At 68.4% G+C, this 20,362-nt stretch carries 18 protein-coding genes and 1 riboswitch; of the genes, 9 read left to right on the top strand and 9 right to left on the bottom strand.

Annotation, left to right across the window (positions count from 1 at the left end; genetic code table 11):
- The first annotated feature begins 66 nt into the window (after positions 1-66).
- Positions 67-167, top strand: a riboswitch (TPP riboswitch).
- From thiM to ACLQ7E_RS20910, 4 genes are all read left to right on the top strand, one after another.
- Positions 159-977, top strand: coding sequence for a hydroxyethylthiazole kinase (thiM, locus tag ACLQ7E_RS20925; protein WP_411734511.1), 819 nt, complete (start codon positions 159-161; stop codon positions 975-977). Its footprint overlaps the riboswitch before it by 9 nt.
- Positions 977-1,636 carry a thiamine phosphate synthase gene (gene thiE, locus ACLQ7E_RS20920; protein WP_411734510.1) on the top strand — a complete coding sequence of 220 codons (660 nt, stop codon included), beginning with the start codon at positions 977-979 and terminating at the stop codon, positions 1,634-1,636. The genes thiM and thiE overlap by 1 nt, the downstream gene beginning before the upstream one ends.
- Positions 1,633-3,168, top strand: a complete 1,536-nt coding sequence (thiD, locus tag ACLQ7E_RS20915) for a bifunctional hydroxymethylpyrimidine kinase/phosphomethylpyrimidine kinase (RefSeq protein ID WP_411734509.1) — start codon at positions 1,633-1,635, stop codon at positions 3,166-3,168. The genes thiE and thiD overlap by 4 nt, the downstream gene beginning before the upstream one ends.
- Positions 3,169-3,246: 78 nt before the next feature.
- On the top strand, positions 3,247-4,566 hold the full coding sequence (locus ACLQ7E_RS20910) for a uracil-xanthine permease family protein (protein ID WP_411734508.1): 1,320 nt from the start codon (positions 3,247-3,249) through the stop codon (positions 4,564-4,566).
- Positions 4,567-4,697: 131 nt separating this feature from the next.
- Here the strand turns inward: ACLQ7E_RS20910 and ACLQ7E_RS20905 are convergent, their stop codons facing one another.
- Positions 4,698-7,952 carry a beta-phosphoglucomutase family hydrolase gene (locus ACLQ7E_RS20905; protein ID WP_411734507.1) on the bottom strand — a complete coding sequence of 1,085 codons (3,255 nt, stop codon included), beginning with the start codon at positions 7,950-7,952 and terminating at the stop codon, positions 4,698-4,700.
- A 604-nt stretch (positions 7,953-8,556) separates the two neighbouring features.
- On the opposite strand from ACLQ7E_RS20905, the gene ACLQ7E_RS20900 reads away from it, so the two are divergent.
- The 4 genes from ACLQ7E_RS20900 to ACLQ7E_RS20885 all read left to right on the top strand — a co-directional run bounded on the left by ACLQ7E_RS20900 (position 8,557) and on the right by ACLQ7E_RS20885 (position 13,195).
- Complete coding sequence (locus ACLQ7E_RS20900; RefSeq protein ID WP_411734506.1) at positions 8,557-9,894, top strand: ABC transporter substrate-binding protein; 1,338 nt, start codon at positions 8,557-8,559, stop codon at positions 9,892-9,894.
- 153 nt (positions 9,895-10,047) lie between these two features.
- Positions 10,048-11,181, top strand: coding sequence for a carbohydrate ABC transporter permease (locus ACLQ7E_RS20895; RefSeq protein WP_411734505.1), 1,134 nt, complete (start codon positions 10,048-10,050; stop codon positions 11,179-11,181).
- Positions 11,181-12,134 carry a carbohydrate ABC transporter permease gene (locus ACLQ7E_RS20890; protein WP_411734504.1) on the top strand — a complete coding sequence of 318 codons (954 nt, stop codon included), beginning with the start codon at positions 11,181-11,183 and terminating at the stop codon, positions 12,132-12,134. Before ACLQ7E_RS20895 ends, ACLQ7E_RS20890 begins: the two co-directional genes overlap by 1 nt.
- Before the next feature lie 68 nt (positions 12,135-12,202).
- The gene (locus ACLQ7E_RS20885) at positions 12,203-13,195 is read left to right on the top strand and encodes a hypothetical protein (RefSeq protein ID WP_411734503.1); all 993 of its coding nucleotides are present in this window, start codon (positions 12,203-12,205) and stop codon (positions 13,193-13,195) included.
- 23 nt (positions 13,196-13,218) lie between these two features.
- Here the strand turns inward: ACLQ7E_RS20885 and ACLQ7E_RS20880 are convergent, their stop codons facing one another.
- The 6 genes from ACLQ7E_RS20880 to ACLQ7E_RS20855 all read right to left on the bottom strand — a co-directional run bounded on the left by ACLQ7E_RS20880 (position 13,219) and on the right by ACLQ7E_RS20855 (position 18,463).
- The gene (locus ACLQ7E_RS20880; protein WP_411734502.1) at positions 13,219-14,076 is read right to left on the bottom strand and encodes a glycerophosphodiester phosphodiesterase; all 858 of its coding nucleotides are present in this window, start codon (positions 14,074-14,076) and stop codon (positions 13,219-13,221) included.
- Between the two features lie 53 nt (positions 14,077-14,129).
- Complete coding sequence (locus tag ACLQ7E_RS20875) at positions 14,130-14,960, bottom strand: HAD family hydrolase (RefSeq protein ID WP_411734501.1); 831 nt, start codon at positions 14,958-14,960, stop codon at positions 14,130-14,132.
- Positions 14,961-14,976: 16 nt separating this feature from the next.
- Positions 14,977-15,888: a carbohydrate kinase family protein gene (locus tag ACLQ7E_RS20870; RefSeq protein WP_411734500.1), complete on the bottom strand. Its 912-nt coding sequence runs from the start codon at positions 15,886-15,888 to the stop codon at positions 14,977-14,979.
- Positions 15,889-15,898: 10 nt separating this feature from the next.
- Positions 15,899-16,750, bottom strand: a complete 852-nt coding sequence (locus ACLQ7E_RS20865; protein WP_411734499.1) for an alpha/beta hydrolase — start codon at positions 16,748-16,750, stop codon at positions 15,899-15,901.
- 20 nt (positions 16,751-16,770) lie between these two features.
- The gene (locus ACLQ7E_RS20860; RefSeq protein WP_411734498.1) at positions 16,771-17,580 is read right to left on the bottom strand and encodes an enoyl-CoA hydratase/isomerase family protein; all 810 of its coding nucleotides are present in this window, start codon (positions 17,578-17,580) and stop codon (positions 16,771-16,773) included.
- A gap of 127 nt (positions 17,581-17,707) precedes the next feature.
- Positions 17,708-18,463, bottom strand: a complete 756-nt coding sequence (locus tag ACLQ7E_RS20855) for a substrate-binding domain-containing protein (protein WP_411734497.1) — start codon at positions 18,461-18,463, stop codon at positions 17,708-17,710.
- Positions 18,464-18,492: 29 nt separating this feature from the next.
- Here ACLQ7E_RS20855 and ACLQ7E_RS20850 point away from each other — a divergent pair, with 29 nt between their 5' ends.
- On the top strand, positions 18,493-18,879 hold the full coding sequence (locus ACLQ7E_RS20850; RefSeq protein ID WP_411734496.1) for a DUF5997 family protein: 387 nt from the start codon (positions 18,493-18,495) through the stop codon (positions 18,877-18,879).
- A 27-nt stretch (positions 18,880-18,906) separates the two neighbouring features.
- On the opposite strand, the gene ACLQ7E_RS20845 is transcribed toward ACLQ7E_RS20850, so the two are convergent.
- Entirely contained in the window at positions 18,907-19,338 is a 432-nt protein-coding gene (locus ACLQ7E_RS20845; RefSeq protein ID WP_411734495.1) for a universal stress protein, read from the bottom strand.
- 60 nt (positions 19,339-19,398) lie between these two features.
- Positions 19,399-20,097, bottom strand: coding sequence for a dienelactone hydrolase family protein (locus ACLQ7E_RS20840; protein WP_411734494.1), 699 nt, complete (start codon positions 20,095-20,097; stop codon positions 19,399-19,401).
- Positions 20,098-20,362 lie beyond the last annotated feature (265 nt).

The raw sequence follows: 20,362 nt of genomic DNA, 5'->3' as shown, positions 1-20,362 counted from the left end.
GGGCGCGCGGGCTCCGCGTGGCGACATCGACTTGCCCGCCCCGGCGCCCGGTGGGATAGGCTCGCGCATAGTGACACGGGGTGTCGGCGCGCACGCGACCGGCTGAGATGAAACCCGTAGAACCTGATCTAGTTCGTACTAGCGGAGGGATGTTGCTCATGGAATCCATGGCGCCTTCAAGACTTGTAACACCCGGCGAGCTCGCCGATGCCCTGGGCGCCCTGCGCGCCTCCACACCCCTTGTCCAGTGCCTGACCAACGCCGTGGTCACCAACTTCACTGCCAACGTGTTGCTGGCCGCCGGGGGCTCCCCCGCCATGGTCGACGTGCCAGGGGAGGCAGGTGACTTTGCCGCGATCGCGGCGGGGCTGCTGGTGAACCTTGGCACCCCGAACACCGAGCAGGCAGCGGGCATGCGCGAGGCTGTTGCCGCCGCCGGCGCCGCCTCGACGCCCTGGGTGCTGGACCCCGTGGCGGTCGGGTCGTTGCGCGTGCGCACCTCGCTGGCCCGTGAATTTGCGGCCGCCGGACCCACCGTGATCCGCGGCAACGCCTCGGAGATCCTGGCGCTTGCAGGGGCCTCTGAGGGCGGGCGCGGGGTCGAATCCACCGATTCGGTTGCCGCTGCAACCGACGCCGCCATGGCGCTGGCCAGGCGCAGCGGCGCCGTCGTCGCGGTCTCCGGGGAAGCGGACCTGGTCACCGACGGGGTGCGCACGGTGCACGTGCACGGCGGCAGTGCGATGTTGACCCGCATCACCGGCGGCGGGTGCGCGCTGGGCGCGATCTGCGCCGCCTTCCTGTCCACCGGACCCGACCCGCTGGTGGCCACGGTTGCCGCGCACGCCTTCTACTCCGTGGCTGCAGAACGCGCCGCCGCGGTGAGCCACGGGCCGGGAAGCTTCGCCGTGGACTTCCTGGACTCGCTGTACTCGCTCGCCCCGGCCGACCTGGCCCAAGCGGCGGTGCTTTCCTGATGCCGACCTCCGGAATCTACCTCGTGGCCGACTCGGCCTCGACCGCCGGCCGCCCGTTGGCCGAGATCGTGAAGGCGGCGGTGGACGGCGGAATCACGACGGTGCAGCTGCGCTGCAAGGACCTGGCGGCGGCGCACTTCCTGGACATCGTCCTGGGCTGCGCCCGGCACACCGCCGGCCGCGCGCAGCTGCTGGTCAACGACCGCGTCGACGTGTTCCTGGCCGCCCGCGCGGCCGGGGCCGACGTGCAGGGGGTGCACATCGGCCAATCCGACCTGCCCGCATCCCTGGTGCGTGGGCTCATCGGGCCCGACGCCGTGCTGGGGCTCAGCGCCGCCACCGATGCGCAGATCGAGGCGGCAAACCGGCTGCAGTCCAGCTCCCCGGGCACCATCGACTACCTGGGGGTCGGCGCCGTGCACGCCACCCCGACCAAGAAGGACCACCCCGAACCGCTGGGACACGCGGGCCTGGCCCGCGCCGTGGGACTCAGCGGCCTGCCGGTGATCGCCATCGGCGGGATCGACGCCGCGGATGTGGCCCCGCTGGCCCGCACCGGGGCCGCCGGCGTCGCGGTGGTCCGCGCCATCTGCGCCGCGGAGGATCCGCGCGCCGCAGCCACGAACCTACGCAGCCTCTGGGAGGGCACCAAGCCATGAACACCCCGAACACCAGCACCGTGAAGAACATCCTGTCCATCGCCGGATCCGACCCCTCCGGGGGCGCCGGGATCCAGGCCGACCTCAAATCCATTGCCGCGGCCGGCGGCTACGGCATGGCAGCCATCAGCGCGCTGACCGCGCAAAACACCCGCGGGGTGCGCAGCGTCCACGTGCCGCCGGCCGGATTCCTGACACAGCAATTGCGCGCGGTTTCGGAGGACATCGCCATCGACGCAATCAAGATCGGGATGCTCGCCAACGCGAGGGTCATCGACGAGCTCGGCGACTGGCTGGCAGGCATCCGCGCCGCCGCCCCCGCGGGCCACGGGGTCCCGGCGGTGGTGCTGGACCCGGTCATGGTCGCCACCAGCGGGGATACGCTGCTGGATGCCGAGGCCGACGCGGCGCTGCGCCGCCTCTTCACCCACACCGACGTGATCACCCCCAACATCCCGGAGCTCGCCGTGCTGGCGCGCGGCGTCGTGGCCACCGAGTGGGAGCAGGCGGTGGACCAGGCGCGCGTCGTCGCGACCGAATACGGGGTCCTGGTGCTGGCCAAGGGCGGGCACCTAGAAGGGGAAACGTGCCGCGATGCGCTCATCGATGCCGACGGCGTGCTCGTGGAGGTCGTCTCCCCGCGGCTTGACACCGCCAACACGCACGGCACCGGCTGCTCGCTCTCCTCCGCCCTGGCAACCTTCTACGCCCGCAGCGGGGACTGGGGATCGGCCCTGCGCAACGCCAAGGCCTGGCTGTCCGAGGCGATTGCCCGGGGGCACGAGCTGGCGGTCGGCGGCGGGCACGGCCCGGTGAACCACCTCGCAGCGCTCTGGGACGGGGTGCGCCCGGCCGATTCCCTGGATTCGATGACGCAGTGGTGGGAGAGGATCGCCGGCATCCGCGTGCGCATCGACGAGCTGGCGTTCATCCGCCGGCTCAAGGACGGATCCCTGGAGACGGCGGACTTCGAGGACTACCTGGGCCAGGACTCGCTGTACCTGCGCACCTATGCGCGGGTCATGTCGCGCGCCTCGGAACTGGCCCCCACCACGACCGAGCAGCGGTTCTGGGCCGCCAGCGCCGCCAGCTGCCTGGAGGAGGAACTCTCGCTGCACCGCGGCCGGCTCGCCGAGGAAGTCCCGGAACCCTCGCCGGCCACCACCGCGTACCTCAACCACCTGCGCGCGGACGCCAATGACTACCCGGTGCTCGCCGCCGCGCTGCTGCCCTGCTTCTGGATCTACCAGGACGTGGGCAAGCGGCTGGCGGCGGCCAACCACCCGGCGCACCCCTACGCGGACTGGCTCGCCGCCTACTCCTCGGTTCAGTTCGACGACGTCACGGCGCGGGCCATCGAACTGGTCCGTTCGGTCCATCGGCGGGCTGACGGGCCCACGCGGGAGCGGATGTGGCGCGCATTCGAGGCCTCGTCCGAGCACGAGCTGGACTTCTTCGCGCAGACTGCGGCGGATGCCCCCGGCGCCGGGGTGGGGCTCATCACCCCGGGTGTCGCACTGCCCGTGGGGTGAGTAAAATGCACACGGGGGTTTTGCGCGCCGCGTGCGCGCCCCCGGCATTTTTCCGCACCCTGCGCCCGGAAGGCACCCATGAGCAACCGATTCGGCATTGGCTGGAGCCTGCACGGCGACGGCAAGTCCATCTCCCCCGGAACGGTGGTGGCCCCGAACGAGCGCCTGCACTGGCCGCAGACCATCTCCATCGGCGTGCAGCACGTCATGGCGATGTTCGGGTCCACCGTGCTGGTCCCGGCGATCACCGGGTTCCCGGCCACCACCACCCTGTTCTTCTCCGGCGTCGGCACCCTGTTGTTCCTGCTGATCACCGCCGGGCGGGTGCCCAGCTACCTGGGCTCCTCCTTCGCGTTCATCGCCCCGGTCTCCGCGGCGATGGCCGGGCACGGGATGGCAGGGGCCCTGGGCGGCATCGTCGTCTCCGGCGCTGCGCTCTTCGTCATCGGACTGATCGTGCAGAAATCGGGCACCGGATGGATCCACGCCCTGATGCCGCCGGTGGTCATGGGCACCATCGTCGCGCTGATCGGGCTGAACCTGGCTTCGGCCACGCTGAAGCCGATGCAGGACTTCCCGCTGACCACCTTCGCCACGGTGCTGGCCATCGTGGTGTCCGCGGTGTTCTTCCGGGGACTGCTGGGGCGCCTGTCCATCCTGCTGGGCCTTCTCGTCGGCTACCTGGTGGCGCTCTCGCAGGGCCAGGTGAACTTCCAGCCGATCGTTGACGCCCCGGTCATCGGGCTGCCGGTCTTCACCGCCCCGAGCTTCCACCTGGACACGATGCTGGTGTTCCTGCCGGTGGTGTTCGTGCTGATCGCCGAGAACATCGGGCACGTCAAGACCGTGGGATTGATGACCGGACGCGATCTGGATGCGGTGAACGGCCGCGCACTGATGGCCGACGGCGCGGCGACGCTGCTTGCCGGCTTCGGCGGCGGCTCGGGCACCACCACCTACGCGGAGAACATCGGCGTGATGGCCTCCTCGCGCGTGTATTCCACCGCCGCCTACTGGATCGCGGGCATCGTGGCGATCCTGGTGGCGTTCTTCCCGAAGTTCGGCGCGGTCATCAACACCATCCCCGCCGGGGTCTCCGGGGGCGCGGGCATCGTGCTCTACGGCATGATCGGGATCATCGGCGCGCGCCTGTGGGTCCAGAACAAGGTCGACTTCTCCAACCCCATCAACCTGATGACCGCCGGCACCGGGCTGATCATCGCCATCGCCGTCACCACCGCCCTGGACTTCGGCGGGGTGTCGCTGGGCGGCATCGCGCTGGGCACCATCGCCACGCTGGTGATCTACCACCTGATGCGCTCCATCGCCCGGGCCCGCGGCACCGAGCCGACCGACGCCGGGGAAATCAGCGGGGCCACGCACTCCAAGCTCGGCTAGTTCGCCTGGTTCGCCTAACCTGCGCAGTTCGCAAGAATACGCACGAAAACCGGGCGGGGAACCTTTGACAGGTTCCCCGCCCGGTTTTTCGTGCCCGGCGCCGGCCCGGTCCCGGGCGAGGGGCCGCGCAGCTATCCGATGACGGTGATCGGCGGCTCGTTGGCCAGCTCCTCCTCGCGCGTGAGCTTCTTCATGCTGGAGGTCAGCAGGGAACCGTCGTCGCGCTGCAACGCAAAGACCGCATCGATGGACGGCTCGCCCTCAATCACCGGTCCCTGCCCGTGAAGCTCGACCGACACCTCCGGGTTGGCCGGGGACAGCGTGTACTTCACCCCACGCACCCTGAACGACACCTCGTCCTCGCCTTCGCCCAGCGACGCGGTCAATGCCTCCGCCTCGAGGTGGAAGTGCACCGAGGAGTCGTTGCGGCGCAGGCTGAACTCCAACCCGCCCCACTCCGCGGGCAGCCGCGGGTCGAAGAGCCATTCGCCGGTGTCGTCGCGCAACCCGCCAAAGCCGTACACCAGCGCCGCCCACACCCCGCCGGTGGAGGCCACGTGCACCCCGTCGGCGGCATTTCCGTGCAGGTTCAGCAGATCCACGTTCAGCGCATGCTCGAAGTACTCGTAGGCCAGGTCCTGGTAGCCGACCTCCGCGGCGAGGATCGCCTGCACCGTGGCCGAGAGCGTCGAGTCCCCGGTGGTCAGCGGGTCGTAGTAGTCGAAGTCGGCACGTTTTTGCTCTGCCGTGAAGTCCGAGGAGCGCAGCCACAGTGCCAGCACCGTGTCGGCCTGCTTGAGCACCTGGAAGCGGTAGATCACCAGCGGGTGGAAGTGCAGCAGCAGCGGGCGGTATTCGGCGCCGGTGCCCGGCACGTCCCACACCTCCCGGTTCAGGAACCCGGCGTCCTGCGGGTGGATCCCCACGGTCTCCGAGAACGGGATGAACATCGCCAGGGCCGCATCCGACCAGTCGCGGATTTCCCGCGGCCCGATGTCCAGCTCCTTGATGATGCGCGCGTGGTCCTCGGGGAACTCCTCGGCCAGGTAGCCCATGAGGTTCACCGCGTAGTTCAGGTTGAAGCGCGCCATCACGTTGGTGAAGGTGTTGTCGTTGACCACCGCGGTGTACTCGTCCGGGCCCGTGACCCCGTGGATGTGGAAGCTGCGCCCGGTCTTGGTCTCGCGCCAGAAGCCCAGCGAGTTCCACAGCCTGGCGGTTTCCACCACAATTTCCGCACCTCCCCCCAGCAGCAGCCCGGTGTCCCCGCTGGCGCCCACATAGCGGGCCAGGGAATACACCACGTCGGCGTTGATGTGGTACTGCGCGGTCCCTGCCGGGTAGTAGGCGCTGGCCTCCTCGCCGTTGATGGTGCGCCAGGGGAAGAGGATGCCGTGCTCGTTCAGCGTCGCGGCCCGGCGCCTGGCCGCGGGGATCATTGACACCCGCGCGCGCAGCGCATTGCGCGCCCACTGCGGGTTGGTATAGGTCAAAAACGGCAGCACGTAGATCTCGGTGTCCCAGAAGTAGTGCCCGGAGTAGCCGTTGCCCGAGACCCCCTTGGCGGAGATCCCCAGCCCGTCGGAGCGCGCCGAGGCCTGCGCCAGGGCGAAGATGTTCCAGCGGATCGCCCGCTGCAGCAGCGGGTGGGATTGGACCAGCACGTCCGAATTTCCCCAGAACTCGGTGAGAAACTCGCGCTGGGCCCAGAACAGCTCGTCGGCGCCACGCGGAACCAGGTGACGCAGCGCCCGCACGCAGCGGTTGACCATCTCCGTGGCGTCGTGCCGCCGCGAGGAGTGGAAGGAGGCGAACTTGTCGATGTGCAGGGCCTCGTCCTTCTCCAGGTAGGCGGAGACGGTGTGCTCGACGCGCTCGGGCGTGACGGTTGACTGCTCGACGAAATCCGTGGTCTCCCCGGCGATGCGGGTGACATGCGAGATGGCGGCTGCAACCGACATGTTCGAGCCGCGCAGGTAGTAGCTCAGCGCGCAGATCCCGTCCTTCTCATGGGTTCCGCCCGAAAGCATCGACTCCTCTCCGCTGCCTGCGGACTTGCGCGGGTCGAAGGGCACCTCGCCGGCATCGGATTCGGCGGGGGTCGGGACGGGCCGCGCGCGCGACTGGCCGACCAGCGCCGATTGGACGAAGACGTGGGCGGGGGCATCGAGCAGCCGCACGGTGACGCGGAACAGGGCCAGGTGGCGTTCGGAGAAGGAGATCATCGACCGGGTGCGGACCATGACGCGGTGCCCCTCGGCGGTGCGCCAGAGCGTGTCGGAGATCAGCGTGCCGTCCCTGAAGTCCAGACGCAGCTCGTCCTTGAGGATCTCGGTGCGCCCGATCTCCAGGGCCTCGTCGTTGATGTAGACGCGCACGGTGCGGGCGTCGGGGGCCGAGACCATGGTCTGGCCGGTCTCCGCGAGCCCGAATGCCGATTCGGCGTGGCGGATCTTCCAGGTCTCGTGCAGCCCGTTGATGAACATCCCCTCGGTGCATTCACCGATGCCCAGTGAGTCCCCGCGCATCCCGAGGAAGCCGTTGCCCAGCGAGAAGATCGTCTGCTCCACGGCGGGGTCGATGGGGCGCGGATGCACCCGGGTGTAGGACCAGGTGTCCAACTCCCAGTCGTCGCGGGCCTGCTGGTTGACCAATTCGTCGAGGTCGGCAACCACGATGTCGGCCCCGGCGGCCCGTAGCGCCTCTTCGGGTTGGTCCCGGGCCACGGCCACCACGAGCCCGAAGCCGCCTGCAGCCGCGGCCTGGACCCCGGAGATCGCGTCCTCGATGACGACGCATTCGTTGACCGACCAGCCCAGGTCGCTGGCCGCGGCCAGGAAGGTGTCGGGGGCCGGCTTGCCCGGCAGGTTGCGCGCGGCGGCCTGCAGCCCGCCGATCACGACGGAAAATTCGTCGCGCAGCCCGGCCGCTTCCAGCACCTCCTCGGCATTGCGCGAGGAGGAGACGACAGCGACCTCGAGCCCTGCCTGTTGGATCTGGCGCAGGTAGGCCAGCGACCCCGGGTAGGGCTCGATTCCCGTATCGTGCAGGATCGCGCGGAAGACCGTGTTCTTGCGGTTTCCCAGGGCGCACACGCTCGAGGTGCCGGGAGCATCGGTGTCATTGCCCCACGGCAGCTCGATCCCGCGGTCGGCCAGCACCGCCGCGACTCCCTCGTATCGGGGCCGCCCGTCGACCAGGGCAAAATAGTCGTCCTCGGTGTAGGACTTCTCGATCCCTGCCTCGGCGAAGAACTCGTCGAAGAGTTGCTGCCAGGCCTCCCGGTGGACCTCCGCGGTGGGGGTCAGCACACCGTCCAGGTCAAAAAGCACGGCCTTGAAATCGCGGCGCCGATAGTCGGCGCCGGTGGCGAGGGCTTCACGCATGGTGTTGAATTCCCATCTCTGTCTCGCGGTGGCTCCCGGACCCACGGAACTTCGGGGGCGTTCGGGTGCGGCACCGCCTCAACGGCTTTTCCCGCGGCCACGGATCGGGGGCGTATCTGCGCCCCCGTGTCGTGCCGGCGGGCCCTGCACTGCCCAGCCTAGTCACCGATCAACTCGCGCGGGAAGCACGCAGGGCAATTCGGCCGTGTCGCACCACCTGCGTGCGCCGGAGAGTTCACGCCCTCGCGGGGCACGGCGGGCACGCGGCAGCGGTCATCATGCGGGACTTGGGTGGAACCAACCCGCAGATGCGGTTCTTTTACCCAAAACTTCAAGTCAATTCGTAATTGTTACCCAGGTTCCATGGTCCCAGCCCTTGAAAACCACCCTCCGGTTCTACAAGATGAGCAGTAGAAGAGCCTCGAGACCTTCACGGCCGCGAGACACTTCACCTTCATGGGGGGACCATAAGGTGATTCTGCCGGGGGGGACATCCATCCCCGCCGGCCGGTGCCGCCGCGAAGCTCGCGGCCGGCGGATCATTCCCTTCCCCCGTCCCAGACGTACCGGGCGGCAACGGCCACCCGACCGAGCAGGAGGAATGATGAAAACTTCACCACGGGGAAAGGCGTACGCCTCCCTGGCGTCCCTTGGCGTTGCTGCCCTGGTTCTCACCGGCTGCGGCGGGGGCCCGGGCGCACCGGAAACCAGTGCGGCCAGCACCGGCGGCAGCCCGGCGGCGGGCAAGGCGGAGGTCACCTTGTACGGCACCATCGCCGATGCCGAGGCCAAGCTGCTCGAGAAGTCCTGGGCCGACTGGTCCGCGGAGAACAACATCAAGATCAAGTACGAGTCCTCCAAGGAGTTCGAGACCCAGATCGCCGTGCGCGCCCAGGGCGGCAACGCCCCGGACCTGGCGATCTTCCCGCAGCCGGGGTTGCTGGGCGACCTGGCCACCCGCGGCTACCTCAAGCCGGCGCCCGAGGGTGTCAAGGCGAATGTCGCCTCGGGCTGGTCCGAGGACTGGGCCAAGTACGGCACCGTCGACGGGACCCTGTACGGGGCACCGATGATGGCCAGCGTCAAGGGCTGGGTCTGGTACTCCCCGGCCGAGTTCAAGGAGAACGGCTACGAGGTCCCCACCACCTGGCAGGGGTTGCTGGATTTGACCGCCCAGATCGAGAAGGACAAGGGCGAACCGCCCTGGTGCGCCGGCTTCGGCTCGGGCGATGCCACCGGCTGGCCCGGCACCGACTGGGTGGAGGACCTGGTGCTACGCCAGTCCGGCAAGGACGTCTACGACCAGTGGGTGGCCAACGAGGTGAAGTTCTCCGATCCGCAGATCAAGTCCGCGCTCGATGAGGTCGGCAAGATCCTGAAGAACCCGAAGTATGTCAACGCCGGCTACGGCGACATTTCCTCGATCAACGCCACGGCCTTCGGCGACGTGGCGGACGTGATGGTCAGCGGCGACTGCTCACTGACCCACCAGGCGTCGTTCTTCAGCGGATTCATCACCGACGCCGGCGGCAAGGTCGGCCCCGACGCCGATGTGTGGGGCTTCGTCACCCCGTCCATCGACGGGTCGGGCAACGCGGTCACCGGCGGCGGGGACATCATCGGCGCGTTCAGCGACGATCCGTCGGTCGTGAAGGTGCAGGAGTACCTCTCCAGCCCCGAGTGGGCCAACTCCCGGGTGAAGCTGGGCGGGGTGCTCTCGGCCAACAAGGGACTGGACCCGGCAAACGCCTCGGACCCGTTGCTGCAGGAAGCCATCAAGATCCTGCAGGATCCGGAGACGACGTTCCGCTTTGACGCTTCCGACCTGATGCCAGGTTCCGTGGGCGTCGGCACCTTTTTCAAGGGCATAGTCGACTGGATCAACGGCTCCGATTCCGAGACTGTGCTCAAGCAGATCGAGAACGGCTGGCCCTCGAGCTAGTCCGCACGCGGCCCCGGTCCGGGCGGGTTCAACCCCCGCTCGGACCGGGCGCCACCGCCGCAAGCGTTTCCCGCCCGCCTCCCGTGCCGGGCCCTCCGCCCGGTGCGGGGGCCCGGCACGGGGGACATTTTCGAAAGGCCGGCAACCGGCATCATGACAATGTTCCTGCTTTGGCTCAGCGGCCTGCCCACGCTGGCACAGATCCCCATCGTCATCGGGGTGTTCCTGGCCGTGGTGGTGCTACTGCTCTTCCTCATCGAGCTGGCGCCGCGACGCGGGCGCAAATACACCATCATCCGCGCGACTGCCTGCGTCGTGTTCCCGCTGGCGATGGTCGCGATCCTGGATTCCTACACCTGGGCCATCATCGCCGCCGGGTTCCTGGGCCTGCTGCTGTTCTGGCTTGACCTTCGCTCGCGGCACGGGGCCGGGTACGTCTTCGCACTCGTGGGGTTCCTCTCCCCCGCACTGCTCCTGCTGGCTGCCGGGTTGATCGTTCCGACCATCCAGACCACCATCGCCTCGTTCATGAATTCCCGCGGCACCGAATTCGTGGGGCTGGAGAACTTCACCTGGATCTTCACCCAGCCATCGGGCGTCCGCACTGTGCTGAACACCGTGATGTGGGTGTTGATCGCCCCGGCGGTCTCCACCATCGCCGGACTAGCCTATGCGGTGTTCATCGACAAGTCCCGCGGCGAGAAGTTCTTTAAGGTCCTGGTGTTCATGCCGATGGCCATCTCGTTCGTCGGGGCCTCGATCATCTGGCGCTTTGTTTACACCGATCGGCCCGCCGACGCCGAACAGATCGGGCTGCTGAACCAGCTGATCGTCTGGGCAGGCGGGGAACCGGTCCGCTTCCTGCAAAACGAGCCATTGAACACCGTCGCACTGATCGTCGTGCTGATCTGGGTGCAGACCGGCTTCGCCATGGTGCTTCTCTCCGCGGCGATCAAGGGGGTGCCCATCGAACAGCTGGAGGCCGCCGAGATCGACGGGGCCAGTGCGTGGCAGCGCTTCGCCAACGTCACGCTGCCGGGCATCCGATCCACACTGGTGGTCGTGCTGACCACGATCTCGATCGCCTCGCTGAAGGTCTTCGACATCGTGCGCACCATGACGGCCGGCGCAAACGACTCCTCGGTGATCGCCAACGAGATGTACACCCAGTTCCGCAACTTCGAGGCCGGGCGCTCCGCCGCGTTCGCCGTCATCCTCTTCGTGATGGTGATGCCCATCGTCATCTACAACGCCCGGCAGATCAAGATGCAAAGGGAGCTGCGCTGATGTCCACGCTTGCCAAGGCCACGCCCTTGACCCCCGAACCGGCCAACGGGTCTTCCCGGCGCCTCCGAACCGCCTCGCTGGCCAAGTCCCGGCTCACCAACCGCTGGGCCACCCTCGCGGCGCTGGTCATTGCCGCGCTGTGGACCATCCCCACCATCGGCATGCTGGTCTCCTCCTTCCGGCCGGCGCAGCTGGTGCGCACCACCGGTTGGTGGACGATCTTTGAAAACCCGGGTTTCACCACCCAGAACTACACCGACGTCCTGCAGGCCGGCAACTCGCAGCTGACCATGGCCGGGTCGTTCATCAACTCCATCGCGATCACCCTGCCTGCCACGGTGATCCCCTTGCTGCTGGCCACCATGGCCGCCTACGCGTTCGCCTGGATGCGCTTCCCCGGCAGGGACCTGCTCTTCATCCTGGTCTTCGCGCTGCAGATCGTGCCCATCCAGATGGCGCTGGTGCCGCTGCTGCGGCTCTTCGCCGCCGGGGAGCTCTTCGGATACCCGGTCATCGGGGCGTTCGGCCAGGCCGGCTACGCGCAGGTGTGGATCGCGCACACGATCTTCGGGCTGCCGCTGGCGATCTTCCTGCTGCACAACTTCATTGCCGAGATCCCCAACGAGATCATCGAGGCGGCCCGGGTGGACGGGGCCAGCCACGGGCAGATCTTCTTCCGCATCGTGCTGCCGCTGACGGCCCCGGCCATCGCCGCATACTCGATCTTCCAGTTCCTCTGGGTCTGGAACGACCTGCTGGTCGCGTTGATCTTCGCGGACGGCCCGGTCGCCCCGATCACCAAGTTGCTGGCGGAGATCACCGGGACCCGCGGGCAGGATTGGCACCTGCTCACCGCCGGGGCGTTCCTGGCGATCATCGTGCCGCTGGTGGTCTTCTTTGCCCTGCAGCGCTACTTCGTCCGCGGGCTCCTGGCCGGATCCGCCAAGGGCTAGGGGCCGGTGCGCCGGGCCGGCACCGGCCTCACAGGAAAGCCGACGCTTCACTGGCTAGGATAGAGGGCGTGGCTCAGTGGATTAAGACATGGATGGATGACAGCTGGCGCGCCGAGGTGCTCGCTTGGGTGGACATGGCCTGCGAGGCATATTCCCTCACGCGCATAGGTCCACCTCAGGACGCTTCTTCATCGGTCCGCTCGAAGCACCTGCGCGTTCCCACCGACGCCGGGACACTCTTCTTCAAGGCGGTGGCCCCCGGGCAGCTCTTTGAGCCTCCGTTGACCGCTGCGGCCGCGACCTTGGTCCCGGAAAGGTTGGTCATGCCGCTTGCGATCGACCCGGAGCGTGGCTGGATGCTCTCCCCCGACTACGGGGCGACGCTCGACGAGCTGGCCACCACCCCCGAGCTGTGGGCACGGGCGCTCGGTGCCCTCGGCGCGCTGCAGCGCGAGGTCGTCGACTCCGAGGAGGCACTCTTCGACGCCGGCCTGCAGATCCAGGATCCCGCGTGGATCCCGGAGGAGTTCAACAATGCGCTGATGCTGCATGCCTCGCTGCCCAAGGAGCACCCGCTGGGCATTCCGGCCCGCGATGCCGACCACGCCTTCGGTGCATTCAAGGACATCGAGGAGGCCTGCGCGCAACTAATCGCCGGGCCGATCCCGCTGAGCCTGGAGCACGGCTCCTTCGACCGCCGCCGGGTCTTCGCTCCCACGGATGAGAAAACCGCGCCGCGGATCCTGAACCTGGGCGACGCGCACTGGGCGCACCCCTTTGCCTCGCTGGCCCGTCCCATCGAGCGGATGCGGATCGATTTCCGCGCCCCGGCCGACGACCCGCGGATCATGGCCGCCATCGGCGCGTACCTTTGGGCCTGGGACGACTACGGGTCACCGGACGAACTCTACGAACTGGTGGCCCCCGCCCTGCGGATCTCCCCGCTGCACACCCACGAGACCTGGCTGCAATTGCTGGCGGATGCCGACGAACCGGCGCTGCGGCGCTGGGCCCCGAAGGTACTTGGGCCGCTGGCGTCACTGGCGACCGCCACCGCCTGATCCCCGCGGGTGTCCGGGCGGCCTCAGCCGGCCTGCAGGTTTTGCGGCCAGATGCCGCGCTCCGTCATGACGCGGGCCAGGATGTCGGCGCGGTCGCTCATGATCCCGTCGACCCCCATCTCCAGCAGCCGGTGCATGTCCTGCTCCTCGTTGACGACCCACACGTGGACCTGCAGCCCGGCGGCGTGGGCATTGCCGACGAACCGTGGCGTCACCACGCGGATTGGCCCGTGCTGTTCGGGAACCTGCAGTACCGCAACCCGCCGGAACGCTGCACGCGGCAGCGGGGCAATGTTGCCCAGTAAGACCGCAGCCGCAACCCCCGGCACCCCGGGGCTGGCGGCGACAGTCGTCCCGTGGTGCCCGCCGCCGGCCAGCAGGCGCTGGACCGTGCGCCGGCGCCGCCCGCCGAAGGAGGCCACCAGCACCCTCCCGTGCGCACCGTGGCGGCCGATGGCCCCGGCCAGCAGCGCGGCGGAGCCCGCGTCCTTCACATCGACGTTGAAGTGCGCCCGCGGAAACGCCCGAAGCAACTGGTCAAAGGTGGGAATGGGTTCCCCCGCGACCCGCAGGCCGGAAAGCTCCGCCGCCGTGCATTCGGCCACCCTGCGCGGATCCCCGGCGAGCCGGGACAGGTCCTCGTCGTGGAACACCACCAGCACCCCGTCGCGGGTGGCCCGGACGTCGGTTTCCAGATAGGCGAAGCCGAGATCGTGCGCGGCGGCGAATGCCTTCAGGGTGTTTTCCCCACCCGCAGGCGCAAACCCGCGGTGGGCGAATGCCAGCGGGGACCCGGCCAGCGCGGAGCCCGCGGTGTTGAGCAGATAGGGTGCCGTGCCGACCCGTGCCGTGTCCATCATGTCCTTTTCATTGGTGGCCATCGCGGTGTTCACCGCCGCCGCGTGTCGCCGGCCGGGAGCCCAGGGCCCGTTTGCTACCGCGGTTCGGGAACCTGCCCGTTGCGCGCAAGGATGCCCTCCAGGATGCGCGCCACCCCGTCATCCTCGACCCCCGGCGCCCGGTAAGCGGCGGCGTCCAGCGCCGAGGGATGCCCGGAGGCCATCGCGTACCCGTGCCCTGCCCAGGCCAGCATCTGCAGGTCGTTGGGCATGTCCCCGAACGCGACCACCTCCCCGGGGTCGATCCCCAGCCTCGCGGCGTAGGCGGCAAGCGCCACCGACTTGTCGACATCCACGTGCGCCATTTCCAGCAGCGAGACATCGAACGCGGAATGGGTCACCGACACCAGGTGGCCCAGGTCAGCGGCGACCGCGGCCATGAAGTCGTCGGAGTTCCGGGTGCGGGACTTGGCCAGGAACTTCACCACTCCCTCCTCGCGCAGCAGGGCGGAGCGCAGGTCCAGGGTGTCGAAGGTTTCAAGCCGGGCGGTCTCGGCGCTGTCGGCGAAGCCTGGCCCCAGGTGCAGGCCGCGGGTGGTTTCCGCGGCGAAGGTGGCGCCCGGTTCGGCGCGCAGGATGATCCGCTTCGCCTCGACGAGCAGGTCAGGCTCGATGGTTTCGGCGCGCAGCAGCCGTTCGGTCTCCAGGTCGTAGAGCACGGCCCCGTTGGAGCAGATCACGGCGCCCAGGTGGCCGAAGGCGCCGCGGACCGGCTCGAGCCAGCGCACGGGCCGGCCGGTGACGAACACGACGTGCATCCCGGCCTCGCGGGCGCGCCTGAACGCCTCGATGGTGCGGGGGGAAATCGTCCCGTCCGCGCGAATAATGGTTCCGTCAAGGTCGCTGGCGACCAACCGCACATCCATGCCCGTTGCGCCTTCGCTAGGGGATTTCGTTCCGGGTCGGCGGGTTGGCGCCGGGCCGCGAGACGGTGATGGCTGCGGCCCGGGCCGCGTAGTCCAGGATCTCGGTGAGCGTGGCGGTGTCCAGGGCGTGGAGGTGCTCGCGCTGCGCGCTGCCCAGCAGCCCGCGGACCTCCAGGGCGGAAATCATCGCCGCGATGAAGGAATCCCCTGCACCCACGGTGTCGGCGACATCGACGATCGGTGCGGTGGTGCGCGCGGTGCCCGCCTTCACCAGCCCCCAGGGGCCGGCCGAGCCGTAGGTGGCCACGACCATCGCGGGTCCGGATGCCAGCCAGGCCGCGGCGGTATCCTCGACGCTGCGGTGCGGGTAGAGCCACTCAAGGTCGGAGTCCGAGGCCCGGACCACGTCGGCCAGCGCCACGAAGCGTTCGACGTTGGCGACCGCCCGAGAATGGTCGGTGATCAGCGAGGGTCGGATGTTGGGGTCGTAGGTGATGGTGGCGTGCGGGCGGGCCGCCTCGATGAGCCGGCGCACCTTGCCCGCGCCGGGCTCCACCAGCGTTGCCAGCGAACCGGTGTGTACCAGCCGGGCGTCGGCCAGCGCCGGGGTGTCGGCGGGCAGCTCGGGCAGGTCCCAGTGCAGGTCGAAGGTGTAGCTGGCGGCTCCCACGGGATCCAGGATGCCGCGCGCGGTGGAGGTCGGGTGGTCGTCGGGGCCGCAAATGTGCCGCACGTTGTTCGATTCCAGCGCATGCTGGATCTTCACGCCGAATTCGTCGTGCCCCCAGCGTCCGATGAAGGTCACGGGGTGTCCCAGCCTGGCCAGGCCCACCGCGACGTTCAGCGGGCTGCCGCCGACGAAGGTGCGTGGCGCGCTGATCCCGCCGGAAAGCACATCGACCAAGGCCTCGCCTATGACCGTCAGCACATCGGGCTCCTCATCGTTTTTCTGGGGGTGACGACTTCAATATACCGGTCGGTAGCCCGTGGACCGGCAGATTGTGAGACTGCTCGCCCCGTGCAACGCCGCCGCCGAGTTCCAGCAGGGCCGACACGGTGGCCGCCCAGGCCGGGTCCCCCGGGTCGATCAGCCCGTAGTGGTCCCCGTCGAACTCCCGATAGTCGACGCGAACCCCGGCTTCCCGCGCCCGCGCCGCAAAGGATCGGGCCAGGCCAACCGGTACATCCGCGTCCGCGCGCCCGTGCAGCATCACCAGCGGCACCGCCGGCAGGGGCCGGGCCGCAGGGTCCGCGACGATCCACGCCTCGGAACCGGATTCCGGGGAACAACCCATCAGCGTCCCAGCGGCGTCGTTGCCCAGACCCAGCGTGTGGGCCAGGCCCAGGTCCAGCACCCCTGCCTGCGAAACGACCCCGTCCAGGGGCCTGCGGTTCCCGGGCAGCGCGCCTGGCGCCCCGGCCGGCAGCAGGTACCTGCCCGCGGCCCAGAGCGCCAGGTGCCCGCCGGCAGAATGCCCGATCCCGATGCGGGGGCCGTCGGCGAGCCCGGCCGCGGCCAGCGCGGCATCCAGGGCGTCGATGCCCGCGGCGATGTCCTGGAAGGTCTCGGGGTAGCCGCCGTCTCCCCCGGCGGTGCGCCGGTATTCCAGGTTCCACGCCACGATGCCGCGTGCGGCCAGGTCGGCCGCCAGCGGGCGGCCCAGTTCGGCGCCGTAGGTCTGTCGCCAGAAGCCGCCGTGCACAATGACCGCGACCACCTCGTGCAGCCGGTCCTCGGGCACCCACAATTCGGCGTATTGGCTGGGGTGTCCCCCGTAGTCGTGACGCACGGGGCGTGCCGTGTCCGCCACTAGCGGCCCGGGAACTCCGGGGCGGCCTTGGCCACGAAGGCGGCGCGCCCCACGACCGAGTCCTCGGTCTCGAAGGCCCTGACGAAGGAGCGGGCCTCGGCCTCGAGCCCCTCAACCACGTTCAGCCCGGCGATCTCGTTGAGCGCGTTCTTCACGTTGGCCACCGCGGTCGGGGCCTTGGCCGCGATCTCGGCGATGGTTTCCTCTGCGGCGGCCAGCAGTGCCGCGTTGTCGTCAAGCACCCGGTTCACCAGCCCGATGCGCAGCGCCTCGGCGGACTTGATGCGCCGGCCGGTGTAGATCAGTTCGCGGGCCATGCCGATGCCCACGCGCTGCTGCAGGCGCACGGATCCACCAAAGCCGGGAACCAGCCCGAGGTTGACCTCAGGTTGGCCGAAGCTTGCGTTCACCGAGGCGTAGAGGAAGTCGCAGGCCATGGCCAGCTCGCAGCCGCCGCCCAGGGCGAAGCCGTTCACCGCCGCGATCACGGGAACCGGCAGCGCCTCCAGGCGCAGCGTGACATCGTGCATCCGCCGCCCGTAGGCCAGTGCGGCCGCCGGGTCCATGGAGTTCATTTCCACAATGTTGGCCCCGGCCACGAAGGACTTGTCCCCGGCGCCGGTGATGATCACCCCGCGCACCTGCCAGTGCGCGTCGGTGCCGATTCGTGCCAGCATGCCGGTGAGCGCGTGCAGGTCCTCGACCACGGCCGCGGCCAGCGCGTTCATCGAGGCCGGCTGGTTGATGGTCACGAGCAGCGCATCCTTGCGCTGCTCGACGAGCAATGTCTCGTAGGTCCCGAAATCCATGTGCACTCCCTTGTGATTGGCCTTTGAGACCAGCGTCTCATGTTTGCCCATCACCGCCGAGCTGGCGCGCGCATGTGAATCGGCGCTTAGGCCACCTCGGGACCCGGGTGCGGAACCGGAAGCCGGGTTAGCGCTTACGCCCCCGGGAGGCGGGCTTCGTCCCCCGTTTGGCGCCGGGCCGGCCCGAGCGTGCGCCCGACTTCTTCTTGGCTTCCTTGGCGTTCTTGGCCGCCGCAGTGTCCGCGATCTGTCGCTTCTTGCGCGCTTCGACCGCTTGTTCCTGCTGCTTCTGGGCCACAGATGCCTGTCGGGAGGAATTTTCCCCGCGGCCGCGAACCACGCCAATGAATTCCTCGATCACCGGGTCCGTGGGGTCGTCGCCCTCCGGAGCCAGCCAGGCGATGCCGATGACGGTTTCCGGGACGCCCGACAATTCCTTGTGCACGACGTCCTTGCGGCCATGCAGGCGCGCAACGCCCATTGGCAGCACCAGCAGACCGGCTCCCGAGGAGCACACCTCCATGGCCATAGCCGTCCCGCCGACTGATTCGGGGTAGTCGGCAAGGTCCAGGAAGTTCTCGCCCTTGAGTTCGGCGAAGGGCACCACCTCATCATGGAGCTCGATGTCGTGGTCCTTGGGCGCACAGACGACCTGTTGCTCCTCATAGAGCGGAATCACGTGGATCGCGGGGGTCTTGGGCGAGGTTCCAGCGGCAAAGCGGACGAAAACGATGTCCGATTCGCCGCTCTGAAGGCGCGCCAAGATCTCCCCGCCGTCGTAGCGCAAGGCCAGCAAGGGATTTTGTGGATAGCGTTCGTTCCACCGGCTCAGCCATTTGCCGGGCGTGACACCCGGTACATAGGCGATTTTTAGTCCTGTCACCACCCCAGCGTACCGGTACGCTTATGCACATGAGCGAGAAAACCCCACAGAACATGAAGCCGGCGACTGCCGCAAAGAAATTGGGCATCTACCTGCCCGCGGCTCCGGCCGAGTTCCAGGAGGGTCCGGTCACCCGGGCCGAGCTCGACGAAATGCTGGCCAACCCGCCGGCGTGGCTTGAGGAATTGCGGGCCAACGGCCCGCATCCGCGCCCGGTCGTGGCGCACAAATTGAACGTGTCGATTTCCGGACTGGCGCGTGCGGAAATCACCGAGGCCCTGACCACCGCCGAAATCGAGGCGCTGCTGGCCGATCGCCCGGAGTGGTTGCAGGAAGAGCGTGCTTCGCTCGCCGCGGTGCGCGCCGAGGAGACGCGTGTGCGTGATGCTGCGGCCGCCAAGGGCGACCGCAGCTAACCACTAACCGAACAGGTCCGTGGAGTCTTACTTCACGGTCTTGACGATGTACACGTCGCACGAGGCTGCGTGTGCCACGGAGGTGGCCACGGAGCCAAGCACGCGGCCCAGGCCCTTCATGCCGACGTTGCCGACCACGATCAGGGTGGCGTTCAGGCGCTCGGCCTCGGCGACCAGCACCTCCTGCGGCTTGCCGTGTGCCGCGGATGCGGTGATCTTGGCGGTCGGTTCGGTGATGCGCAGCCCGGCCGCGCACTGTTCGGCGACCTTTCCTGCCTGCTCCGCGTCGTCAAGGATCCAGGTGTCGGTGCCGATCTTTACGACTTCGGTGTTGTCCGAGGTGTGGGCGGTCACGACGACCAGTTCCGCATCCATGCTGGTGGCGATGCGTGCCGCGCGTTCGGCGGCCCGCTGTGCGGTCTCGCTGCCGTCAACACCGACGATGATGGTTTCTGCCATGTTCTGACACTCCTTTTGGTGTGGCCACCTGCGGCGGCCGGGGTTGGGTGGGAAAACTGTCTAGGAAATATTCTGCCGCAGGAAGTCCACTGCACGGCCCCACGCAACGCGCGCGGCCTCGGGCCGGTAGTTGCCCGACGGGTTCGCATCGTTGTGGAAGGCGTGCGGGGCATCGTAATAGTGGAACGTGACCTCGGCCCCGGATTCCTGGCGGATCTGCGCCTCCTGGGCATGCGCCTTCGCCACCGGGTAGGAGGAGTCCTCGTTGGCGTAGTGCCCCTGGATCTTGGCACGCACCCCCGAATAGCTCTGTGGCACGCCCTGGCCGACACCGTAGAAGGGAACGGCTGCGGAGATTTTCTCCCCCTGCTGCGCCGCAAGTGCCAGCACGAAGCCGCCGCCCATGCAGAACCCGATGGTTCCCGCGGTGGAGCCGGTGACCGCCTCCAGGCCCAGCAGGTAGTCGACGGCGCCTGCCAGCAGCTTCGCCCCAAGCTCCTCGGGCAGCTTCGACATCATCTCCGAGGCCTCCGCCCCGTCGTGGGCCACCGAGCCGCCGAAGAGATCCGGCGCCAGGGCTACAAAGCCCGCTGCCGCAAGGCGGTCGGCCACGTCGCGGATGTGGTCGGTCAATCCCCACCATTCCTGGATGACGATGACGCCCGGGCCCTTGCCGCCTTCGGGCAATGCGAGGTATCCGTGTGCGCCCTGCCCCTCGGAGGGAAATGAAACGTTCTGGTGCGGTGTCTGGGACGCCATGCTGCCGACTGCTCCTGTCCTACATGCTTCTTTGCCGGTGGAAAAAGCTCGAATGTCTCCCAGTCTATGCATGGGCATGGGGCGACCTCCCCCCAAATCGCCGCCGTATTCATCACAGGACGGGCGCCCGCGCACCTCGGGCAGATTCTAACGGTCGTTGCAACACCCCAGATCTTTGGGAGTTGCAACGACCGTGTCGTCTTTAACGAAGAAATCACCAACCAACAAGAATCCTTCAGGCCCCCGGAAGTACTCCTCCGAGGAT

The sequence above is a fragment of the Paeniglutamicibacter sp. genome, from assembly GCF_046714615.1.
Taxonomy (GTDB): Bacteria; Actinomycetota; Actinomycetes; order Actinomycetales; family Micrococcaceae; genus Paeniglutamicibacter.
Note: the sequence above shows the minus strand (reverse complement) of the source record. Positions and strands in the feature narration are given on the sequence as shown.